At 64.5% G+C, this 20,751-nt stretch carries 18 protein-coding genes; 10 read left to right on the top strand and 8 right to left on the bottom strand.

The genetic code is table 11. From position 1 onward, the window contains the following. Nucleotides 1–252: 252 nt before the first annotated feature. The 6 genes from MTX19_RS35935 to MTX19_RS35910 all read left to right on the top strand — a co-directional run bounded on the left by MTX19_RS35935 (nucleotide 253) and on the right by MTX19_RS35910 (nucleotide 8,286). Nucleotides 253–1,425, top strand: coding sequence for a phosphoserine transaminase (locus MTX19_RS35935; protein ID WP_280981429.1), 1,173 nt, complete (start codon nucleotides 253–255; stop codon nucleotides 1,423–1,425). Between the two features lie 234 nt (nucleotides 1,426–1,659). Continuing rightward, nucleotides 1,660–3,249 (top strand): phosphoglycerate dehydrogenase, encoded by a 1,590-nt coding sequence (gene serA, locus MTX19_RS35930; RefSeq protein ID WP_280981428.1) that lies wholly within the window; start codon nucleotides 1,660–1,662, stop codon nucleotides 3,247–3,249. Nucleotides 3,250–3,468: 219 nt separating this feature from the next. After that, complete coding sequence (locus MTX19_RS35925) at nucleotides 3,469–4,641, top strand: acetyl-CoA C-acyltransferase (RefSeq protein ID WP_280981427.1); 1,173 nt, start codon at nucleotides 3,469–3,471, stop codon at nucleotides 4,639–4,641. Nucleotides 4,642–5,004: 363 nt separating this feature from the next. Next, a complete protein-coding gene (locus MTX19_RS35920; RefSeq protein WP_280985720.1) occupies nucleotides 5,005–6,669 on the top strand; it encodes a mucoidy inhibitor MuiA family protein in 1,665 nt (554 codons plus the stop codon). Between the two features lie 170 nt (nucleotides 6,670–6,839). After that, on the top strand, nucleotides 6,840–7,676 hold the full coding sequence (locus MTX19_RS35915) for an enoyl-CoA hydratase-related protein (RefSeq protein WP_280981426.1): 837 nt from the start codon (nucleotides 6,840–6,842) through the stop codon (nucleotides 7,674–7,676). A gap of 274 nt (nucleotides 7,677–7,950) precedes the next feature. Continuing rightward, the gene (locus MTX19_RS35910; protein WP_280981425.1) at nucleotides 7,951–8,286 is read left to right on the top strand and encodes an antibiotic biosynthesis monooxygenase; all 336 of its coding nucleotides are present in this window, start codon (nucleotides 7,951–7,953) and stop codon (nucleotides 8,284–8,286) included. Between the two features lie 179 nt (nucleotides 8,287–8,465). Here the strand turns inward: MTX19_RS35910 and MTX19_RS35905 are convergent, their stop codons facing one another. From MTX19_RS35905 to MTX19_RS35890, 4 genes are all read right to left on the bottom strand, one after another. Beyond that, complete coding sequence (locus tag MTX19_RS35905; RefSeq protein WP_280981424.1) at nucleotides 8,466–9,362, bottom strand: carbohydrate ABC transporter permease; 897 nt, start codon at nucleotides 9,360–9,362, stop codon at nucleotides 8,466–8,468. Then, nucleotides 9,355–10,311, bottom strand: a complete 957-nt coding sequence (locus tag MTX19_RS35900) for a sugar ABC transporter permease (RefSeq protein ID WP_280981423.1) — start codon at nucleotides 10,309–10,311, stop codon at nucleotides 9,355–9,357. Before MTX19_RS35900 ends, MTX19_RS35905 begins: the two co-directional genes overlap by 8 nt. Before the next feature lie 123 nt (nucleotides 10,312–10,434). Next, entirely contained in the window at nucleotides 10,435–11,772 is a 1,338-nt protein-coding gene (locus tag MTX19_RS35895) for an extracellular solute-binding protein (RefSeq protein WP_280981422.1), read from the bottom strand. A gap of 149 nt (nucleotides 11,773–11,921) precedes the next feature. Next, nucleotides 11,922–12,965: a C-terminal binding protein gene (locus MTX19_RS35890; protein ID WP_280981421.1), complete on the bottom strand. Its 1,044-nt coding sequence runs from the start codon at nucleotides 12,963–12,965 to the stop codon at nucleotides 11,922–11,924. Between the two features lie 263 nt (nucleotides 12,966–13,228). On the opposite strand from MTX19_RS35890, the gene MTX19_RS35885 reads away from it, so the two are divergent. Beyond that, a complete protein-coding gene (locus MTX19_RS35885; protein ID WP_280981420.1) occupies nucleotides 13,229–14,914 on the top strand; it encodes a methyl-accepting chemotaxis protein in 1,686 nt (561 codons plus the stop codon). Between the two features lie 340 nt (nucleotides 14,915–15,254). On the opposite strand, the gene MTX19_RS35880 is transcribed toward MTX19_RS35885, so the two are convergent. Beyond that, nucleotides 15,255–15,638: a nuclear transport factor 2 family protein gene (locus MTX19_RS35880; RefSeq protein ID WP_280981419.1), complete on the bottom strand. Its 384-nt coding sequence runs from the start codon at nucleotides 15,636–15,638 to the stop codon at nucleotides 15,255–15,257. Nucleotides 15,639–15,762: 124 nt separating this feature from the next. Between MTX19_RS35880 and MTX19_RS35875 the strand changes: the two genes are divergently transcribed. Together MTX19_RS35875 and MTX19_RS35870 are read left to right on the top strand one after the other, a co-directional pair. Continuing rightward, nucleotides 15,763–16,623 (top strand): LysR family transcriptional regulator, encoded by an 861-nt coding sequence (locus tag MTX19_RS35875; RefSeq protein ID WP_280981418.1) that lies wholly within the window; start codon nucleotides 15,763–15,765, stop codon nucleotides 16,621–16,623. A 64-nt stretch (nucleotides 16,624–16,687) separates the two neighbouring features. Further along, nucleotides 16,688–17,757 (top strand): IS630 family transposase gene (locus MTX19_RS35870; protein ID WP_280985719.1). Its coding sequence is split into 2 segments (ribosomal slippage): nucleotides 16,688–17,225 and nucleotides 17,225–17,757, totalling 1,071 coding nucleotides; the frame shifts between segments, so codons are not numbered across the junction. 9 nt (nucleotides 17,758–17,766) lie between these two features. Here the strand turns inward: MTX19_RS35870 and MTX19_RS35865 are convergent. The 3 genes from MTX19_RS35865 to MTX19_RS35855 all read right to left on the bottom strand — a co-directional run bounded on the left by MTX19_RS35865 (nucleotide 17,767) and on the right by MTX19_RS35855 (nucleotide 20,033). Next, complete coding sequence (locus tag MTX19_RS35865; RefSeq protein ID WP_280981416.1) at nucleotides 17,767–17,928, bottom strand: hypothetical protein; 162 nt, start codon at nucleotides 17,926–17,928, stop codon at nucleotides 17,767–17,769. 6 nt (nucleotides 17,929–17,934) lie between these two features. Then, the gene (locus MTX19_RS35860) at nucleotides 17,935–18,882 is read right to left on the bottom strand and encodes a DMT family transporter (protein WP_280981415.1); all 948 of its coding nucleotides are present in this window, start codon (nucleotides 18,880–18,882) and stop codon (nucleotides 17,935–17,937) included. 311 nt (nucleotides 18,883–19,193) lie between these two features. After that, the gene (locus tag MTX19_RS35855) at nucleotides 19,194–20,033 is read right to left on the bottom strand and encodes a metal-dependent phosphohydrolase (RefSeq protein WP_280981414.1); all 840 of its coding nucleotides are present in this window, start codon (nucleotides 20,031–20,033) and stop codon (nucleotides 19,194–19,196) included. Between the two features lie 231 nt (nucleotides 20,034–20,264). Here MTX19_RS35855 and MTX19_RS35850 point away from each other — a divergent pair, with 231 nt between their 5' ends. Next, nucleotides 20,265–20,666: a DUF1330 domain-containing protein gene (locus tag MTX19_RS35850; protein WP_280981413.1), complete on the top strand. Its 402-nt coding sequence runs from the start codon at nucleotides 20,265–20,267 to the stop codon at nucleotides 20,664–20,666. The last annotated feature ends 85 nt before the right edge of the window (nucleotides 20,667–20,751 follow it).

Below are 20,751 nucleotides of genomic sequence, written 5' to 3'. Positions count from 1 at the left end.
CGGCGTTATGCCCGCTGGTTCGTGCCTGCGTTCGTTCTCGCTCTGCTATTCGGCCAGGAAGCTGCCGATCCCCGTGGTTTCACGGGTCGGACGGAGACGGCGCCGAGGGTCGACGAGGCCCCATCAATCAGCCGTGATTCCGGTCTTTCGTCCGGACCGTCTGAAGTTTCTTGACGTTTTGGGACCTTTCCACTATCTCCGGCGGCGGGAAACCTCTCCCCACCGAGAGGCAGCTATCTGGAAGGGTAGATTATGACTGCAGCGAAGCCCGCTTCGCGGCCCCATGTGCCGCATTTCTCCTCCGGCCCCTGTGCCAAGCGCCCCGGCTGGAACCCCGACAATCTCAAGGACGCCGCCCTCGGCCGCTCGCATCGCGCGAAGATCGGTAAGGCGCGGCTCAAGCTCGCGATCGAACTGACGCGCGAAGTGCTTGAAGTGCCTGCCGATTACAAGATCGGCATCGTGCCGGCATCCGACACCGGTGCGGTCGAGATGGCGCTGTGGTCGCTGCTCGGTGCGCGGCCCGTCACCACGCTCGCCTGGGAATCCTTCGGCGAGGGCTGGGTCAGCGACATCGTCAAGGAATTGAAGCTGAAGGACGTCACCAAGCTGAATGCGGCTTACGGCGACATCCCCGATCTCTCCAAGGTCGATCCGAAGTCCGACGTCGTCTTCACCTGGAACGGCACCACCTCGGGCGTGCGCGTGCCTGATGCCAACTGGATCAGCGCGACCCGCGAAGGCCTCACCATCTGCGACGCGACCTCGGCCGCCTTCGCGCAGCCGCTCGATTTCGCCAAGCTCGATGTCGTGACCTTCTCCTGGCAGAAGGCGCTCGGCGGCGAGGCGGCGCACGGCATGCTGATCCTCTCGCCGCGCGCGGTCGAGCGGCTCGAGACCTACAAGCCGGCCTGGCCGCTGCCCAAGATCTTCCGCCTGACCAAGGGCGGCAAGCTCAACCAGGGCATCTTCGAGGGCGAGACCATCAACACGCCGTCGATGCTCTGCGTCGAGGATTATCTCGACGCGCTGAACTGGGCGAAGTCGATCGGCGGCCTGAAGGCGCTGATCGCGCGCGCCGACGCCAACACCAAGGTGCTCGCCGACTGGAAGGCGAAGACGCCGTGGATCGATTTCCTGGCGAAGGATCCCGCGATCCGCTCCAACACCTCGGTGTGCCTGAAGTTCACTGATCCCGCGATCACCTCGCTTCCCGCCGAGGCGCAAGCCGACTTCTGCAAGAAGCTGGTCGCGCTGGTGGAGAAGGAGAACGCCGGGTTCGACTTCGCGTATTATCGCGACGCGCCGGCGGGCCTGCGGATCTGGTGCGGCGCCACCGTTGAAGCCAAGGACGTCGAGCTGCTCACGCAGTGGATCGACTGGGCCTTCGCCGAGACTAAGGCCGCGTTGCCCAAGGCTGCTTGAGCTTTCTCTTGTCACCTCTCCCCGTTCTTACGGGGAGAGGTCGGATTGCTCCCGGCGATGTGTCGCATCGTCCGGTGAAATCCGGGTGAGGGGCCCTTTCGGCTTGTTCCTCGCCGGTGGTTGCCCCTCACCCCAACCCTCTCCCCGTAAGGACGGGGAGAGGGAGAAGTGATCAGAGACTTCACCACATCGGTCCAAGAGACCCGCCCGTTGCAGGGCAAAGGAACAATTCAAATGTCCAAACCCAAAGTTCTCATTTCCGACGCGCTGTCTCCCGCCGCCGTGCAGATCTTCAAGGATCGCGGCGTCGACGTCGATTTCCAGCCCAACCTCGGCAAGGACAAGGAGAAGCTTGCCGAGATCATCGGCAATTATGACGGCCTTGCGATCCGCTCGGCCACCAAGGCGACCGCCAAGATCATCGAGAAGGCGAAGAGGCTGAAGGTGATCGGCCGCGCCGGCATCGGCGTCGACAATGTCGAGATTCCGGCGGCGACCGCCAAGGGCATCATCGTGATGAACACGCCGTTCGGCAATTCGATCACGACCGCCGAGCACGCCATCACGCTGATGCTGGCGCTGGCGCGCGAAATCCCGCAGGCCGACGCCTCGACCCAGGCCGGCAAGTGGGAGAAGAACCGCTTCATGGGCGTCGAGATCACCGCCAAGACGCTGGGCGTGGTCGGCTGCGGCAATATCGGCTCGATCGTCGCCGACCGCGCGCTCGGCCTGCGCATGAAGGTGGTCGCATTCGACCCGTTCCTGTCGCCGGAGCGCGCCAAGGATATCGGCGTCGAGAAGGTCGAGCTCGACGATCTGTTGAAGCGCGCCGATTTCATCACCCTGCACACGCCGCTGACCGACAAGACGCGCAACATCATCGACGCGGCCGCGATCGCCAAGATGAAGAAGGGCGTCCGCATCATCAACTGCGCGCGCGGCGGCCTGGTCGACGAGCAGGCGCTGGTCGATGCGCTCAACTCCAAGCATGTCGCGGGCGCCGCCTTCGACGTGTTCGTCGAGGAGCCGGCGACCACCAACGTGCTGTTCGGCCACCCCAACGTGATCTGCACCCCGCATCTCGGTGCCTCCACCACCGAAGCGCAGGAGAACGTCGCGCTGCAGGTCGCAGAGCAGATGTCGGATTATCTGCTGACGGGCGCAATCTCGAACGCCGTCAACTTCCCCTCGATTACGGCGGAAGAGGCGCCGAAGTTGAGGCCGTTCATCGAGCTCGCCGAGAAGCTCGGCTCGTTCGCCGGCCAGCTCACCGAGAGCGGCATCCTCAAGACCCAGATCACCTATGAGGGCCATGTCGCCGAGATGAAGATCAAGGCGATCACCTCGGCGGTGCTGTCCGGCCTGCTGCGGCCGATGCTGGGCGAGGTCAACGTCGTCTCGGCACCTATCGTCGCCAAGGAGCGCGGCATGGTGGTGGACGAGGTGACGCGTGCGGCCCAGAGCGACTACGAGAGCCTGATTACCGTGACGGTGACGACGGAGCGGCAGGAACGTTCGGTCTCGGGCACTGTCTATCATGATGGCAAGCCGCGCCTGGTCGACATCAAGGGCATTCGCGTCGACGCCGAGTTTGGCAAGTCGATGATCTACGTGACCAACGAGGACAAGCCGGGCTTCATCGGCGCCTTCGCGAGCCTGCTTGGCGATGCCAAGATCAACATCGCGACCTTCCATCTCGGCCGCGTCAAGCAGGGCGGCGACGCCATCGCGCTGGTCGAGATCGACGGCGCGGTGCCGGCGGAGGTGCTCGCCAAGGTACATGCTCTGCCGCAGGTGAAGCAGGCCAAGGTGCTCAGCTTCTAAGGGTCTCTCTTTTATGCCCGCGCCAAGCCCGGGCATGACGAACGGAGACTTCGGACCAGCACAGCAATATTCCGATCTGCGGAACAGAACGCCGTCTCCGGCCCCGGAGGCGGCGTTTGTGTTCGCGCGGCCTCTGGTATTTCTGTCGCAACGGTCAAAATATGTGTACGAACGGGCCACGACGCGCCACAATGACGGTCATCTCGAAGGGAGAAAACTATGCGTGAAGCCGTAATCGTTTCCTATGCGCGCACCGGCCTGGCGAAGTCCGGCCGTGGCGGATTCAACATCACCCCGCCGATGTCGCTCGCCGCGCACGCGATCAAGCACGCCGTCGATCGCGCCGGCGTCGACAAGGAGTATGTCGAGGACTGCTATCTCGGTAATTGCGCGCATGGCGCGCCGAACATCGGCCGCCAGGCGGCGCTGCTCGCCGGCTTGCCGAAGTCGACCGCCGGCGTCTCGGTGAACCGCTTCTGTTCGTCGGGCCTGCAGACCATCGCGATGGCCGCCAACTCGATCCGCTCCGACGGCTCGGACTGCATCGTCGCCGGCGGCGTCGAGAGCATCTCGATTCCCGGCGGCGGCTCGCCGAAGGAATCGATCGATCCGGATCTGCTCAAGACCGCGCCCGACATCTTCATGGCGATGATCGACACCGCCGACATCGTCGCCGAGCGTTACAAGGTCAGCCGTGAATACCAGGATGAATATTCGCTGGAGTCGCAGCGCCGCATGGCGGCCGCGCAGCAGGCCAACAAGTTCAAGGACGAGATCGTCCCGATGAAGACCAGGATGAAGGTGGTCGACAAGGTGACCAAGGCCGAGTCGATCGTCGACTACGTCGTGGATCGCGACGAGTGCAACCGTCCCGACACCACGCTGGAAGGCCTGGCAAAACTCGAGCCGGTGAAGGGCCCGGGCAAGTACATCACCGCCGGCAATGCCAGTCAGCTCTCCGACGGCGCCGCCGCGGTGGTGCTGATGGAAGCCAAGGATGCAGAAAAGCGCGGCCTCAACCCGATGGGCCGTTTCGTCGCCTGGGCTTCGGCCGGCTGCGAGCCCGACGAGATGGGCATCGGCCCGATCTACGCCGTGCCGAAGTTGTTGAAGCGCCACGGCCTGAAGATCGACGACATCGATCTCTGGGAGCTCAACGAGGCCTTCGCCAGCCAGTGCCTCTACTCGCGCGACAAGCTCGGCATCGATCCGGACAAGTACAACGTTAATGGTGGCTCGATCGCGATCGGCCATCCCTTCGGTATGACCGGCGCGCGTCTCACCGGCCACCTGCTGCAGGAAGGCCGTCGCCGCAAGGCCAAGTGGGGCGTCGTGACCATGTGCATCGGCGGCGGCCAGGGCGGCGCCGGCCTGTTCGAGATCTACAGCTGAGGTCTGGGCTGATTGCCAGGAAGACCGGCAGCACGGCGCCCCAGGGCGCCGTGCTTTTTTGTGCTGGACTCTCTCCTCATCGTCATTGCGAGCCAACGGGTCGCGCGAATGCGCGCCCGATGACAGGCTCCGCGAAGCAATCCATCCCTCCGCACACGTGGAGCGACGGTGGAGGGGTACGGCCTATCGTGCCGATACCGCCGCGCCACGTGGCAGCCGTCACGGCGCCGCTATCGTGCCGCACCGAAACCTCAATCGAACCAGTCCCTTCTTCGCCGCGTCTCACCACGAGCAACGGTGCTCTCTTGATTTGAGCGCACCTTCTTGTCTTGCGCGCGACGCGATGTTTCTCGGAGGGATATCATGCGATTGATTGCGAACTGCCTCGTGACCACCAGCCTGGTGCTGGTCACTGCCCTGGTCGCCGGGCCGCTGCACGCGGCCGATCTCGACGCGACGTCGAATGTCGACGCCGTCACCGTCTATCCCGACGGTGCGAGCGTCACCCGCGTCATCACGCTGGACCTGCCTGCGGGTGACAATACCCTGGTCGCGAAGGATTTCCCGTTGTTGCTCGATCCGTCCTCGCTGCGGGTGGAAGGTGAGGCGGGCGCAAAGCTTTCGATCGGCGCGGTCGACACGCGAGAGCCGCGTAAGGTCGAGCCGGCAAACCTGCCGGAGATCGACAAGCGCATCGAAGCGTTGAAGGACGAACGCGCCGATCTGCAGGGAAGCATTGCGGCAGCCGAGGCGCGGCGCAAGTTCGCTACCCGCTTTGCCGAGGCCTCGCCGGCAGGTCTCGGCGAGAAGGGCGAGGCACGACCGGTGAGCGAATGGCGCGCCGCATTCGCCGCCGTCGCGGACGAGGTCGCAACCGCGGACAGCGCGATCCGTGACGCCAGGCGCAAGCAGCGCGATATCGACCGCGAGATCGCGCGGCTCGAGGCCGACCGCGCCGCCAAGCCGCCGAGCAAGCGCGAGGTGCGGATCGACGTTGCCTCCACGGCCGCGACCAAGGCGACGCTGCGCGTGACCTATTCGGTGCCCAACGCCCGCTGGACCCCGCTCTATGACGCCCGCCTCGACACCGGCGCGAAGGATCGCAAGCCGGCCATGGAGCTGGTGCGCCGCGCCGAGATCACGCAATCGACCGGCGAGGACTGGTCGAACGTCGCGCTCGGCGTCTCCACCGTCCGCGTCGCGCGCGGCGGCAATGCGCCCGACCTCAATTCGCTGATCGTGCAATATCCGCAGCCGCCGCGGCCGATGGCGGCAGCCAAGGCATTAGATAGCATGCAGCGTTCGGCGCTCGCGCCGGCACCGGAGGCCGAGCAGGGCGAGGCTTCGCTTCGCAAGCACGCCGAGGAGCGAGAGGCGACCGCCGAGGTCGGCGCCTTCCAGGCCACCTTCAGGATTCCCGGGCGCGTCAGCGTCGCCGCCAATGAGGGGGCGAAAAGCCTGCGCATCTCGACAGCGACGATCGCGCCGGACCTCGCGATCCGCGCCGCCCCGGTGATCGATCCCACGGCCTTCCTGGAGGCGAGCTTCGTGCAGGGGGACGACGCGCCGCTGCTGCCGGGGCGGGTGTCGATCTACCGCGACGGCATCTTCGTCGGCCACGGCCGGATGGCGGCGACGGCGAAGGACGAGACGGTACGGCTCGGCTTCGGCGCCGACGACAAGGTCAAGATCGAGCGCACGGTGGTGAAACGCAACGAGGGCTCCGCCGGGCTGATCGTGACGACGTCGAAGACCGACGAGCGCGCGTTCAAGACCACGGTGCGCAACAGCCACGATTTCCCGATCAAGGTCGCGGTCGTCGATCAATTGCCGGTCAGCGAGACCGACGAGATCGTGGTCGAGATGTTGCCTTCGAGCACGCCCGCGACCACCACCAATCTGCGCGACAAGCGCGGCGTGCTGGAATGGGCGTTCGAGGCCAAGCCCGGTGAGATCAGAGACGTCAACTTCGCCTGGCGGCTGCGCTGGCCGAAGCACAAGGGCGTCGTGATGGTGCCGGCGGGCTAGAGCCCTTGTCGGGCTCCAGCCCAGTTACTTTGCCGCGTTTTCTTCACGCGAGCCGGACTCCACTTCGCTTGAAAACGCCAGGGGTGACCTGCGCCAGACGCCGATGACATCCTTCCCGATCTCGGGCATGAAATTGCCAAAGGCAATAAAGCCGGAGATCGGGAGGAACCATGAGCTACCAGCACATCATCGTCGACGATCCGCGCCCGCGCGTCCGGCGCATCACGCTGAACCGCCCGGAGAAGCGCAACGCACTGAACAACCAACTGCGCAGCGAGATCTTCGAGGTGCTGGAACAGGCCGACCACGATCCGGATATTTCCATCTCGATCGTGCGCGGCGCAGGGCCCTGCTTCTCCGCAGGCTACGACCTGTCGGCCGACAATCGTGTCGACCAGCCCTATCATTCGGCATCCGGTCCCGGCCAATGGTCGCGCCACGTGGTCGAGGGCTGGTTCTCGATCTGGGACCTCGCAAAACCCGTGATCGCGCAGGTGCACGGCTATTGCCTCGCCGGCGGCACCGAGCTCGCCACCGCCTGCGATGTCGTCTACGTCGCCGACGATGCCCAGATCGGCTATCCGCCGGTGCGGCTGATGAGCCCGCCCGACATGCAGTATCAACCCTGGCTGGTCGGCATGCGCCGCGCCATGGAGTTGATGCTGACCGGCGACGCGATGTCCGGTCGCGAGGCGGCCGAATGGGGCTTTGCGACGCGCTCGTTTCCGCTTGCCGAGCTGGAGGCGAAGACACTCGATTTCGCCGAGCGTGCCGCGAAGGTGCCGATCGAGCTGCAGCAGCTCAACAAGCGCTCAGTGCACCGCGCGATGGAGATCATGGGCGCCCGCGCCGCGATGCGCGCCGGCACCGAGATCCAGGCGCTGGCCTTCACGACGGAAGCGAGCAAGGCGTACATGTCCTCATTCCGCCGCGACGGCGGCAGCGTGAAAGCCCAGCTCGACCAGCGCGACACGACGTTCGGGGATTATCGGACGAAGAAGCCGTAAGCGGCGGTCACCCGCCACGCACCCTGAGGAGGCCGCCAACGGGTCCGCGCGAAGCGCGGCCCGACGATAAACTCAGCGGCCGTCTCGAAGGGCGACGGCCCCGCTGTTTCCGCGCGGCCACATCGGGGCCGTGCATCCTTCGAGACGCGCTGCGCGCTCCTCAGGAACTCGGCCGCGCTGGTGCCCCCAGCGCGGCCTTGGCTCGTCCATGTTATCAACGAGATCAACGGGCAGGATCGCAACAAGGCATCGGCCCCAAACAGGAGACTCTTTCATGTTCATCGCAATGAACCGGTTTCAGGTGAAGAAGGGCTCGGAGGAAGCGTTCGAAACGGTCTGGAATACGCGGGAATCCTATCTCGGCGATCTGCCGGGCTTCATCGAGTTTCATCTGGTGAAGGGCCCTGAGGCCGAGGACCACACACTCTACGCGACCCATACGGTGTGGGCCGACAAGGCGGCGTTCGAGGCCTGGACCAGGTCGGAGGCGTTCCGCCGCGCCCATTCCCGCGCCGGCAACGAGACCGGCGGCAGCCTCTATCTCGGCCATCCCAAGTTCGAGGGGTTCGAGGTGCTGATTACCGAGCGCAACAAGGGCGCCGCAGCGTGACGGAGGCGTCGATGCTCTCGACCGAGCTTGCCGACCTCAAGGCCTACATGGCCGGCAGTCCCGGGCCGCGCATGCTTCGAGACGCGCGTTCCGCGCTCCTCCAGCGACAACGGCAAAGCCGTTGCGCGGGCATGACGGGGATGGAGTGGGGCGAGTCGATGCAGCGCGTCCGGAGAGGCCTATTCCTTCACCGCGCCGGTCAGAGACGACACGTAGTAGTCGACGAACAGCGAGTAGAACAGCGCCACCGGCAGCGAGCCGAGCAGCGAGCCTGCCATCAGCGCGCCCCACTGGTAGACGTCGCCGGTGATGAGCTCGGTGACGATCGCGACCGGCACCGTCTTGTTGGCGCCGCTCTGGATGAAGGCGAGCGCATAGATGAACTCGTTCCAGGACAGCGTGAAGGAGAAGATACCGGCCGAGATCAGGCCGGGCACCGCGAGCGGCAGCGTGATCCGGCGCAAGATCTGCAGCCGCGTCGCGCCGTCGACCAGCGCGCACTCCTCGAGCTCGTAAGGGATCGACTTGAAATAGCCGATCAGGAGCCAGGTGCAGAACGGAACCAGGAAGGTCGGATAGACCAGGATCAGCGCCATCGGTGAATCGAACAGGCCGAACTGCACGATCACGGTGGCGAGCGGAATGAACAGGATCGACGGCGGCACCAGATAGGCGAGGTAGATGCCGAGGCCGACATAGGGGCTGCCGCGGAAACGCAGCCGCTCGATCGCATAGGCCGCCAGGGTCGAGGCGAACAGCGACAGGAAGGTCGAACCGATCGCGACCAGCATCGTCGTCTTTAGCCAGCGCGGATAGTCGGTCTCGAACAGCAGGTGCTTGATATGCGCGAGCGTCGGCGAAGTGATCCAGAACGGGTTGTGCTCCTTGTAGTTCAAGAGCTCCGCGTTCGGTTTGAACGAGGTGATCGCCATCCAGTAGAACGGGAACAGCAGGATCACGATGAAACAGGCGAGCGGCAGGTAGATCATCACCACGCGGCGCGCGCGGGAATCCCACGCCATCGTATCGGGCGTGGCGCTGCCGACGTTGCTCGATTGGGCTGCTACGTCAGTCATTGGCTTCTCCCTGCTGCCATTTGCGGCGTGCGAGGCCGAAGTAGCTGAACAGCGTCGCGAACACGAGGAACGGGATCATCGAGACCGCGATCGCCGCGCCCTCGCCGAGCTCGCCGCCGGCGATGCCGCGCTGGAACGCCAGCGTCGCGAGCAGGTGGGTCGAATTGACCGGGCCGCCGCGGGTGATGGCGTAGACGAGCTGGAAATCGGTGAAGGTGAAGATGATCGAGAACGTCATCACGATCGCCAGGATCGGCATCATCATCGGGAAGGTGATGTAGCGGAAGCGCTGCCAGGCGGTGGCGCCGTCGAGCATCGCGGCTTCGTAAAGCGAAGGCGAGATGGTCTGCAATCCCGCCAGCAGCGAGATCGCGACGAACGGGATGCCGCGCCAGATATTGGCCACGATTAGCGAGAAGCGCGCCGGCCAGGGCGAGCCGAGAAAGTCGACATTCGTGGTGCGCCAATGCAGCACGTCGACCAGCAGATAGGAGATGATCGAGAACTGCGGATCGTAGATCCACCAGAAGGCCAGCGCCGACAGCACGGTCGGCACGATCCACGGCAGCAGCACAATGGCGCGGATCAGGCTCTTGAACGGGAAATGGTTGTTGAGCAGCAGCGCCAGCCAGAAGCCGAGCGCGAACTTTCCGAAGGTCGCGACCGCGGTGTAGAAGATGCTGTAGAACACCGCGCTCCACCACAGGGGATCGCTGAGCAGGTACTGGAAGTTCTCCAGCCCCACATAGACGCCGCTGCGGCCGATCGTGGTGTCGGTGAAGGCGAGCCAGATGCCGAGGCCCAGCGGGTAGGTCAGGAACACCGCGAGCAGGCCGATCGCGGGCGTGAGGCACACCACGACCAGGAACGGCTTGTAATCGAACAGACGCATGAGCCAGTTCGGCTGGCGCAGCGCCATTCCTCGCGATGGCAGAGTCGTTACAGACATTGAATGCTCGTCCGCTGTCGTCATTGCGAGGAGCGAAGCGACGAAGCAATCCATTCCTCCTTTACGGCGCTATGGATTGCTTCGCTTTGCCCGCAATGACGGTTGATCCAGATGTGCGTCAGCTCAGCGGCGGAAATACCGCTTGGCGCGCCGCTCGGCTTCCGCCGCCGCGGCCTCCGGCGTCGCCGCGTCGGTTGCGACCGATGCGCACATCTGCACCAGCACGTAGTCGGCGTTGACGGCGCCGGTGGCGGTCGAAATCGGCCCCTTGTAACCGTTGTAATAGGGGCTCTTCATCGTGTCCTTGAAGATCGCGACCTTGGGGTCGCTCGACCACACCGCGGCGTCGGCGTAGGCCGCCAGCGGCTGCGACCAGTAGCCGGAGTTGGCGTTGAGCCACGGCTCGTACTGTTCGTGCTCGAGCATAAACTGCAGGAATGCCTTCGCCGCGTTGGGATACTTGCTGTGCTTGAACACCATCGCATTCAGGGTCAGGCCCGACATCGGCGAGGTCGGGGCCAGCCCCTTGATCAGGAACTGATGCTGGGTGTCGTCGGCGATCGCCTTGGTCGCGGGATCGTTCTTCAGCGAGAAATACAGCGAGACGCCGTTTGCGGTCAGGCCGATCTCTTGCGATGAGTAGGCGCGGTTGTTGGAAACGTCGTTCCACGACGGCGTGCCGGCAATGAAGGTCGGATAGAGCTCCTTCAGATATTTCAGCGCGGCCACGGTCTCCTTGCTGTTGATGATGATGTTGCCTTCCTCATTCAGCAGCGCGGCGTTGTGCGACCACAACAGCCAGTTGGCGAAGCCGTTGCCGTCGCCGACCGCGTTGCCGAGCGCGAAGCCCGCGGGCTTGCCTGCCGCCTTCAGCTTCTTGCAGAGCTCGAGGAAGCCGGCATGGTCCTCCGGCACCTTGTCGAAGCCGGCGGCATTGACCAGCGACTTGCGGTAGACGAGGGGACCGCCCGAGGCGCCAAACGGCAGCCCGATCCAGCTCTTGGACTTGGAACGCATGCCGTAGCGCCGCGCCAGCGCCAGCCAGCCGCCATAACGCTTGTCGAGATAGTCGGCGACGTCGGTCAGCTCGACCAGCTTGTCGATATAGATGTGCGGCGCGTCGCCGAAGCCGATGATCATGTCGGGGCCGGCGCCGGAATTCGATGTCACGGCGGTCTGCTGGTTGATGTCCTCCCAGCCGACGAAGTCGACCTTGACCTCGACGCCGGTCTTGTCGGTGAACTTCTTGGCGTTGGCACGGAACACGTCTTCGTCGGCTTGGACGAAGCGCACCGGCCGCAGCATCCGCAAGGACGCGCCCTTCTCGATCGGCAGCGACGGCGCCGCCGCGTCAGCAGCCTTTACTTTCGACGCATCTTGCGCCGACGCGCCGGTCGCGACCAGTGCCGCCGCGGAAACCCCCAGCGCCAAGGCGTCGCGGCGCGTAATCTCGGTCTTCATGTCGTTTCTCTCCTTGTTCTTTTGTTTTCCTTCCCGGCGTTGGCCGCCAGTGAAGGTTCTTGTTCGTCCCGGTGCGTCCTCGCGCGAGGCCGCACCATCCCACATTCGAATGCGGGATGGCTGGTCGCGCGACGGCGCTTCGACGCCGCCTAGCTGTTCGGACCGCGATCCATGCTGACAGGCTGCCAGCGGCGCAGCGCGGTGTTCTGCAGCACCGACGGATTGACGCAGCTTACCGGCCACATGCCTTGCAGCACTAGTGACAATTCGTAGCCCACCCGGCGCTTGCGCGCCTCGTCAAAACGTGCCGAGGCCGAGGCGACATGGGCGGTCAAGGTAACATTGTCCATCCCGAGCATCGGGTTGTTGGGTGACGGCGGCTCCTTTTCCAGCACGTCGAGCGCGGCATGAGCGATCCAGCCCTCCTGCAACGCCTTGATCAGCGACTCCTCGTCGACGGTGGCGCCGCGCCCGGTGTTGATGAAGATTGCCGATTTTTTCATCTGGCGGAAATGCTTCTCGGTCAGCATGTGGTGCACCTCGGGCCGCGCCGGGGCGTGCATCGAGACGAAATCCGATTGTGACAATACCTCCGACAGCGTCGCCGGTATCACGCCGTGGTCATACATCAGCGTTTCCTGGATGAACGGGTCGTAGGCCATCATCCGCAAGCCGAACGGGGCGGCGCGTTTGGCCACCGCGCGCGCGACCCGGCCGAAGGAAATGAAGCCGAGCGTCTGCCCCATCAGGCGAGGAATCTTCAGCAGCGCCGGGCGGCCCTCGGCCCAGCGGCCGGTGCGCACCATCTTGTCCTGCTCGATCAGGCGGCGGAATCCGGCGAGCAGCAGCATCATGGCGTGGTCGGCCACCTCCTCGATGAAGGTGTCGGGGATGTTGGTGACGGGAATGCCGCGGGCGGTCGCCGCCTTCACGTCGACGGAGTCGACGCCGACGCTGCCGAGCGTGATCACCTTGCAGTTCTCAAGCGCGTCGATGATCGTCTTGGTGATCGGCATGCCCTTGGCGTAGATCGCGTCGGCGGTCTTTGCCGCGGCGATGAACTCGGCCTCGTTGGCCGGAGCCTCGATGATCTCGGCGCCGATCGAGTCGAGCGCCTCCCTTTCATAGTCGTAGCCGCCGCCGGCAACCGTGAAGCTCGCGCCCTTCGGCGTGACCACTCTGAATTTCGACATTGCGTGCTCCCGATGTGAGTCTTCTGTTCTTGCTTGTTGCTCGTTGATTCTTGCTTGGCTTTTGCTTGGGCCACGGCCTTGCACCGCCGCCTATCTACTTCTACGCGACTTGAGTGGCTTCCTCCACAATTGCCGGTTGGTCCGCGGTCCGATTCTCCCGGCTACTACGGGGAACCACCGTAACCAACAGTAAAGGCTCTCACATTACGGTGCGCGGAATCAATCCGCCAATCGCGCCGCGTTCCCACCTCCCGGAGCCCCCTTTGAAGCTGTCAAATCTGAAGATCACCCCCAAGCTCGGCATTCTGGTGGGGGTGACGCTCCTTGGCCTGTGCGCGGCCGGCATCCTCGCCGGCTACCTCATGCAGCGTGAGATGGTGAGCGCACGTTTCGAGCAGAGCAAGGCGATCGCCGAAATGGCGCGCAACATGGCGATCGGGCTGCAGAAGCAGGTGGATGCGGGCCAGATGACCAAGGATGCGGCGATTGCCGAGTTCGGCCGTCGCGGCAACACGCTCAACTATGATAATGGCTCCGGTTATGTGTTCGCCTATACGATGGATGGCGTCACGATTCTTGCCCCGGATTCGAAGCAGATCGGCCAGAACCGCCTCGACGTCGAAACCAATGGCCGCAAGCTGGCGCGTGAGTTGCGTGACGGCGTGGCCGCCGAGGGCGATGTCACCTTGCGCTATGAATTTAGGAAGCCGGGCCAGGAGCAGCCGATCCGCAAGCTGTCCTACGCGGTCGCCATTCCCGGCTGGAACATGTTCGTCGGCACCGGCGTCTATCTCGACGATCTCGACGCGAAGATGAAGCCGATCGCGTGGCTGCTCGGCCTTGCGATCCTCGGTATCGGTGTTCTCTCGGGCTCGATCGCCTGGCTGATCGGCCGCAGCATCTCCCGGCCGCTCGACCAGCTCGGCGCCCGCATGCGCGACATCGCCGACGGCAAGCTCGACGGCGACATCCCCGGTGTCGGCCGCGGCGACGAGGTCGGCGCGATGGCGGCGACCGTCCAGATCTTCAAGGACAATGCGGTCAAGATCCGCGATCTCGAACAGGCCGAGGCCGCGAGCCAGGCCCGCGCCGCCGCCGATCGCCGCTCCGCCATGGAAAACATCGCCAACGACTTCGAGCGCAGCGTGAACGGCATCGTCCGCTCGGTGGCAACAGCCGCCGCCGGCATGCAGACCACCGCGCAGTCGATGACCGCGACCGCGAGCGACGCCAGTGCGCGCGCAGCGACCGTCGGTGCGGCGTCCGAGAGCGCCTCCAACAATGTCGGCACCGTTGCCGCCGCGGCCGAAGAGCTCTCCAGCTCGGTTGCCGAGATCGCCCGCCAGGTGGCGCGCTCCAGCGAGGTCGCCAGCCGGGCGGTGGCCGATGCCGAACGCACCAACGCGACCGTGCAGGCGCTGTCCACCGGCGCCGAGAAGATCGGCGAGGTAGTCAAGCTGATTCACTCGATCGCGGCCCAGACCAATCTGCTCGCGCTCAACGCCACCATCGAGGCGGCGCGCGCCGGCGAATCCGGTCGTGGTTTTGCGGTGGTCGCCTCCGAGGTGAAGGCGCTCGCCAACCAGACCGCGAAGGCCACCGAGGAAATCTCGGCTCAGGTCGCGGCGATGCAGGCCTCCACCGGCGAGGCGGTGACCTCGATCGGCGGCATCACCACAACCATCGCACAGATGAGCGAGATCACCGCCTCGATCTCGACTGCGATCGACCAGCAGGGCGACGCGACCCGCGAGATCGCGCGCAACATCCAGCAGGTCGCGGCCGGCTCGAGCGAGATCTCGGCGCATATCGGCGGCGTTACCACCGCGGCGTCGGCGACCGGCACCGCGGCGGGCGACGTGCTGTCGAACGCCCGCGAGCTCGACACCCAGTCCGGCATGCTGCGGGATGCGGTCGACGAATTCCTGCAGAAGGTGCGCGCGGCTTAAGGCCGACATGCGTAGCGTCGGTTAGCGAACCGCAACCCACCATTTTTCACGGTTGAGTGGCGGGTTACGCCTTCGGCTAACCCACCCTACGCTTCCGCGCATGTGGCGCGCTTTCTCCCCGTCATCGCGAGCGGAGCGAAGCAATCCATACTTCCGCACACACTGAGATATGGATTGCTTCGTCGCTTGAGCGCAAAATTACTTTGCAATTTTGTCGCGAGCTCCTCGCAATGACGGAGAAGGCGAGATCGATGCGTCCCCTACTGCTCCTCGCTCCGGGCGTCGGCGATCAGCTTCTCCCACGGCACGAGCCGGCGGCAGCTTATCGCAGGCGGCGCCTCTACGATCCCGCCGGGAAGACCTGCGCAATGTGAAATGCCTTGGTCGTGACCAGCCATTTGCCGTCGAGCCGGTGGAAGACGAGATGGTCGATGAATTCGGTCTGGCCGATCCTAACCCGTACCCTGGCGATGGCCTGATCAGGGACGGCTTGCTCGATACCCAGGATCGCCTGATCGCGCGGGGACTTCATGGTTGCCGGCGACGGCCGGTTGCGCATGATGTCGCGGAATTCGGCGGCCGACCATGCGGCGAGCTTGCCGTCCCGCATGCCGTGCACGAGGCAGGCATCGGAGAAGACATTGGGGAACTGATCGTCGTTGGCGTCATACATGAGATCGAAATATCCATCGATCGCGGTCGTGATGGCCTGCAGATCACTCATGCAAAGTCTCCATTGCGGATGATGCTGAAGGGATCGAACCGGTGATCCCCGGTAACAGTGGCCGATATGGCAGCAGGATGCTACGACTGGGCTGTCATCTCTTGGATGACCGAAAGGCATCGACATGGACGAGGTTGATAGTCGGCTGGTTGGTGGCCTGGTGGTTCTTGCGGCGGTCGCGGATGCGCGCAGCTTCGGCAGGGCCGCCGAACGGCTGGGTATGACGCAGTCCGGCGTCAGCAAGGCGATCGCAAAGCTCGAGGCCCGCCTCGACACCAGGCTGGTTCATCGAACGAGCCGCGCCGTCGAGCTGACCGAGGAGGGACGCGCGCTGCACGAGCGGGTGGTCCGACACCTGGCCGCGATCGGCGAAGCCGCTGCCGAAACCTCGAAATCGCGGGACGCGGTCCGCGGCAGGCTGCGCGTCAACGTCGATGCGCTATTCTCCCGCATGGTCCTGTCGCCGAAGCTGAGCGAATTCCTGCTGCAGAATCCGGAGCTGGAGCTGCGGATCGAGACCCGCGACCGGATCGCGGACCTGGTGAGCGACGGTTTCGATCTGGCGGTGCGCTTCGGCGAGCCGGCGCCCTCGGCGCTGATTGCTCGCCGGCTGCTCGATGCCCGCATCCTCACCGTTGCCTCGCCGGCCTACATCGAACGTCATGGACGGCCGCATCACCCGCGCGATCTGGCGAGCGATGCACACCAATGCATCCTGGCGATCGACCCGGCGACCGGGCGTCCGTTCGACTGGGAGTTCTGGCGCGGCAGCGAGGTGTTGCCGGTCGCTGTCAACGGACGGCTCACCGTGACCGATTCTGGCACCAAGCTCGGCGCGTGCCTGGCCGGTTTCGGCATCGCGCAGGTCATCGATCTCGGCCTCTACGATCATGTGAAGAGTGGAGCGCTGGTCGACCTGTTTCCGGATTGGCCCGACGAGCGCTTCCCGCTCTATGTCTATTATACCAATCCGCTGAGGTGCTGACTCACGGCGGGCATTCCCAAATCAGAGGATCGATGATTCAACATGGCAACTGGAGGGAGTTGCCATGGGCCAGCCGATTGCGGTTCGAACGGATTTTGCAGCGGTTGAGCTGCGCCGGCTGGCGCGGCGGGCGAAGGACAGCGATCAGGTCCGGCGCCTTCTGGCGATCGCTGCGGTGCTCGATGGCGCATCGCGGGCGGAGGCCGCCAAGGTCGGCGGGATGGACCGGCAGACGCTTCGCGACTGGGTGATCAGATTCAACGAGCAAGGGCCTGATGGTCTGATCAATGTTCCCGCGCCAGGTGCGCCGGCGAAGCTCAACACGGAGCACCGGGCGTTTCTGGCGCGGATCGTGGACGAAGGGCCGACCTCGCCCATCCATGGCGTGGTGCGCTGGCGGGCCTGTGACCTGATCATGCGGCTGCATGAGGAGTTCGGCATCTCGGTGTCAGACGATACGGTCTATCGAGCCCTCAAGGACCTCGGTTTCTCACACGTCAGCGCGCGGCCGAGAGCGTACAGGCAGGATCCCGAGGCGATCGAGGCATTTAAAAAAAATTCCACGCTCGCGTGGAGGAAATCCGCCGCAGCCTTGCGCCGGACACGCCGGTAGAGGTGTGGTTTCAGGATGAGATGCGGGTGGGGCAGAAGAACAAGCTCACCTATCGCTGGGCTAGAAAGGGATCGCGGCCGCGGGCCGCACACGACCAGCGCACGCAATCGACCTACCTGTTCGGTGCCGTGTGCCCGGAGCTCGGAACCGGCGCGGCACTGGTTCTGCCCTTCTGCAACAGCGAGGCCATGCAGCTTCATCTCAACGAAATCGCAAGCAAGGTCAGCCCTGGCGCCCACGCCATCGTCATCCTCGATCAGGCCGGGTGGCACGGAGCGAAGGAGCTGAAGATCCCGCACAACATCTCGCTGATGCCGTTGCCGCCGCGTTCGCCCGAGCTGAACAGCCAGGAGAATATCTGGCAGTTCATGCGCCAAAATTGGCTGTCAAACCGCGTCTTCAAATCCTATGACAACATCGTCGATCACTGCTGTTACGCCTGGAACACTCTCATCGATCAGCCGTGGAAGATCATGTCAATCGCGCTCCGCGATTGGGCCTACATCGGTCGATCAATTTGAGGATTGGTATTATCCGTCGCGAAGCCACGTGCCGGCGAAGGTGCGGACGTTCATCGATTTCATCACGGATAGCCTCGGCGCAAGGTCGGCCGCAGCGTCGGCCCGCGCCATCTCCGGCAAACGGCCGAGGGGGCATGTGACGGTCGCGGCCAGCACAGCGGCAACGGCCATGCGCCGCTAGCGCTTCGCCGATCCCTGCCGCGAGGCGATCACGACGCCGGCGAGCACCAGCGCGTAGCCGATCAGGTGAAACAGCGCGAGCGTCTCGCCGAGCAGCAGGATCGCCATCGCCGAGCCGAACACCGGCACCAGATGGAAGAACGGCGCGGCGCGGTTCGGGCCGATCAGCGCGATGCCGCGGTTGAAGAACAGATAGGCGAGGGTGGACGGGAAGATCAGCACGAAGCCCAGCGTCGCCATGGTCAGAAGGTCGAACTGCAGCCGCGCGCCGCTCGCGAACTCCCAGGTGGCGAACGGCAGCAGCAGCAGCGCGCCGCAGCAGGTGGTGAACGAGATCAGCGAGAGCTGATGAATCTTCGGCCGCCGCGGGATCAGCGCCGAATAGAGCCCGAAGGACACCAGCGAGGAGCCGAACATGATGTCGCCCCTGTTAAAGCTGATGCCGGTGAGCGCGGAGAAATCGCCGCGCAGGATGATGGTGAGCACGCCGGCCAGCGAGATCGCGATGCCGGCGAGTTGCGCGGGCGTCAGCCGGATGCCGAACAGGATCAGCGACCACAGCGCCACGAATAGCGGCCCGGCCGACTGGATCAGGAGCGCATTGAGCGCCTCGGTATACTGCATGGCCCAGTAGGAGATCGCGTTGTTGAACGCGAAGCCGGTTGCCGACAACAGCAGCATCAGCGGCAGCGCGCCGCGCAGCTTCGGCCAGTCCTGCTTGAGATGCGGCCAGGCGAACGGCAGCAGGATCAGGAAGACGCCGGTCCAGCGGATCGTGGTCAACGTGATCGGCGGCACATGGCTGCCGACATGGCGCGCCAGCACGATGTTGGCGGCCCAGAACAGCGACGTCAGGCTGAGCAGCAGATAGGGCTGGTCGTTGAGCCAGCGCAGCGGCGAGCGGCGAATGGGGGGAGCGGCGGGCAAAGCGCGGAGGTCGGCCATTATTCGTTGATGTTGTGCCCGAATCTACCGCTGCGGCAAGACGAAAGAGCGGATTGGTGCCATGCGTGCATCGCCTCAATCTGTTGCGGCAGCCACACCGCCCGAGATGTCGTCAACCGGCAGGGCACAACGCCGAGTAACAGAACTGAACTCCGTCGTCCTGAGGTGCGAGCCTTGCGGCGCAGTTGCGCCGCTGGGCGAGCCTCGAAGGATGCACGGCCCGGCCGGTGGCCGTCGACCCTTCGAGACGCGCGTTCCGCGCTCCTCAGAGTGACGGAGATAGTTCTTGCGCGTAATCTAGAACGCCCCGCCTATTTCTGAGGCCCCGACAGCGAGATATCGCGCTCGGCGCGGAAGACGTTGCCGTAGAGATTGGCAATCCATTGCCGCCCGGCGGAGGTGATGTTGAGGTAGCGGATCGCCTTCTGGATATGCGGCGCGACGCTATCCCAGTAGAACTGGGGATAGAGATTGACAAGGTCGGCCGGCGAATCGTAGCCGAGCTCTCGGTTCAGCCCGGCCTCCTCGAACTCCAGGTACAGCGCGTTGGCCTTGCGGATGTAATTGGGATCGCCGAGCTGCCCGATCAGGTCGGCGGCGCGCAGCAATGCGGCCTCCTCGTCGAATGCCTCGTCCGGGGCGCTCAACGGAAAGCGCGTGCCCTCGATGGCATGCGCGATCCGGCCCCTGTCGAGCTGGGCGATGCCCTTGATCCGCTCCGTCACGAACATCTTGGAGCGGTCGACGTGATAGGGCATCAGGGCGGCGTCGGACGAGCCGCGTGGCAGCGTGACCTTGCGTCCATCGGCAGCGACGAGATAGCCATCCGCGTCGTCGGCCTCGAACAGCCCGCGCACATAGCCGATGTCATGCGTGAGGCAGGCGATGACGACATGGGCATAGTCTTCGGCGGTCATGTGCGAATGCAGCGCGCGCCCGCGCAGGATGTCGTGGCCGGCCAGCGTCACCAGCATGGTGTGCTCGACATTGTGATAGAGCGCGTCGCTGTTGCCGATGCATTCGATCGCGATCCGCGCGATCGAGGGCACCATCTCGACCAGCTGAGTTTGCGAAGTGCCGAACCGGCGCTGCATGTACTCGCCGAGGAACTTGCCGAGGGCGTCGGCCGCAAGTTCGGGAAGGGTCATCATCGACTTGACCTCGCGTTCGCACCGCCTGCAAGCAAAGGGCCCGCAACCTCATTTTAGCGTAGCGCCGCCATGTGACATAATCTTTGCGGCTGGATCGCGGCCCGGTCCGGCCTTAGAGCAGTTCGGTTCTGATGGGCTCAGAACCGAAGCTCTAAATTTTTGCCTTGACGCGTTTTCTTCACGCGAACCGGTGTCCACTTCGCTCGAAAACGCTCTAGCCGGGAGCTGATGATGGGTGTCGATCTCTTGAACGTAAAGGGCCTGCGAGAGCTGGATGACCAGGCGCCGGTCGTGATGGTCAATCTGATGCGGTTTCGCGAGCGTTCGCTGGACGGCGACGGGTCGGGGTGGGACGCCTATTTGCGCTACAGCGCGCTCACCGTTCCCATGATCAAGGCGCGCGGCGGCACGCTCTTGTGGACCGGCAACGCCAAGACGGTGGCGCTGGGCGAGCCGGTCGGCCAGCAATGGGATTACCTCGCGCTGGTCTATTATCCGAGCGCTGCGGCCTTCATCGACATGATGACCTCGGCCGACTACGAGACGCAGTGCGACCCGCATCGCCGCAATGGCTGCGAAGAGCACGTGATCATCGCGACGCGCGAGGCGTACAGCAAGTTCAAGGTCGGGTGAGACGTTCGTCTCCCTCATCCTGAGGAGCGGCGCCAGCCGCGTCTCGAAGGATGAGGCCACAGCGGGGCCTGCATGGTTCGAGACG

This window comes from Bradyrhizobium sp. ISRA464 (assembly GCF_029910095.1).
GTDB lineage: Bacteria > Pseudomonadota > Alphaproteobacteria > Rhizobiales > Xanthobacteraceae > Bradyrhizobium.
This window is presented reverse-complemented; position numbering and strand designations above follow the sequence as displayed.

Excerpts from the sequence above, each read along its gene's own strand:
- MTX19_RS35880 (WP_280981419.1), bottom strand. The coding sequence starts at position 15,638 with ATGAGTGATCTGCAGGCCATCACGACCGCGATCGATGGATATTTCGAT.
- MTX19_RS35905 (WP_280981424.1), bottom strand. The coding sequence starts at position 9,362 with ATGACTGACGTAGCAGCCCAATCGAGCAACGTCGGCAGCGCCACGCCC.
- MTX19_RS35910 (WP_280981425.1), top strand. The coding sequence starts at position 7,951 with ATGTTCATCGCAATGAACCGGTTTCAGGTGAAGAAGGGCTCGGAGGAA.
- MTX19_RS35935 (WP_280981429.1), top strand. The coding sequence starts at position 253 with ATGACTGCAGCGAAGCCCGCTTCGCGGCCCCATGTGCCGCATTTCTCC.
- MTX19_RS35900 (WP_280981423.1), bottom strand. The coding sequence starts at position 10,311 with ATGTCTGTAACGACTCTGCCATCGCGAGGAATGGCGCTGCGCCAGCCG.
- MTX19_RS35925 (WP_280981427.1), top strand. The coding sequence starts at position 3,469 with ATGCGTGAAGCCGTAATCGTTTCCTATGCGCGCACCGGCCTGGCGAAG.
- MTX19_RS35865 (WP_280981416.1), bottom strand. The coding sequence starts at position 17,928 with ATGGCCGTTGCCGCTGTGCTGGCCGCGACCGTCACATGCCCCCTCGGC.
- MTX19_RS35850 (WP_280981413.1), top strand. The coding sequence starts at position 20,265 with ATGGGTGTCGATCTCTTGAACGTAAAGGGCCTGCGAGAGCTGGATGAC.
- MTX19_RS35860 (WP_280981415.1), bottom strand. The coding sequence starts at position 18,882 with ATGGCCGACCTCCGCGCTTTGCCCGCCGCTCCCCCCATTCGCCGCTCG.
- MTX19_RS35920 (WP_280985720.1), top strand. The coding sequence starts at position 5,005 with ATGCGATTGATTGCGAACTGCCTCGTGACCACCAGCCTGGTGCTGGTC.
- serA (WP_280981428.1), top strand. The coding sequence starts at position 1,660 with ATGTCCAAACCCAAAGTTCTCATTTCCGACGCGCTGTCTCCCGCCGCC.
- MTX19_RS35890 (WP_280981421.1), bottom strand. The coding sequence starts at position 12,965 with ATGTCGAAATTCAGAGTGGTCACGCCGAAGGGCGCGAGCTTCACGGTT.
- MTX19_RS35915 (WP_280981426.1), top strand. The coding sequence starts at position 6,840 with ATGAGCTACCAGCACATCATCGTCGACGATCCGCGCCCGCGCGTCCGG.
- MTX19_RS35855 (WP_280981414.1), bottom strand. The coding sequence starts at position 20,033 with ATGATGACCCTTCCCGAACTTGCGGCCGACGCCCTCGGCAAGTTCCTC.
- MTX19_RS35895 (WP_280981422.1), bottom strand. The coding sequence starts at position 11,772 with ATGAAGACCGAGATTACGCGCCGCGACGCCTTGGCGCTGGGGGTTTCC.
- MTX19_RS35875 (WP_280981418.1), top strand. The coding sequence starts at position 15,763 with ATGGACGAGGTTGATAGTCGGCTGGTTGGTGGCCTGGTGGTTCTTGCG.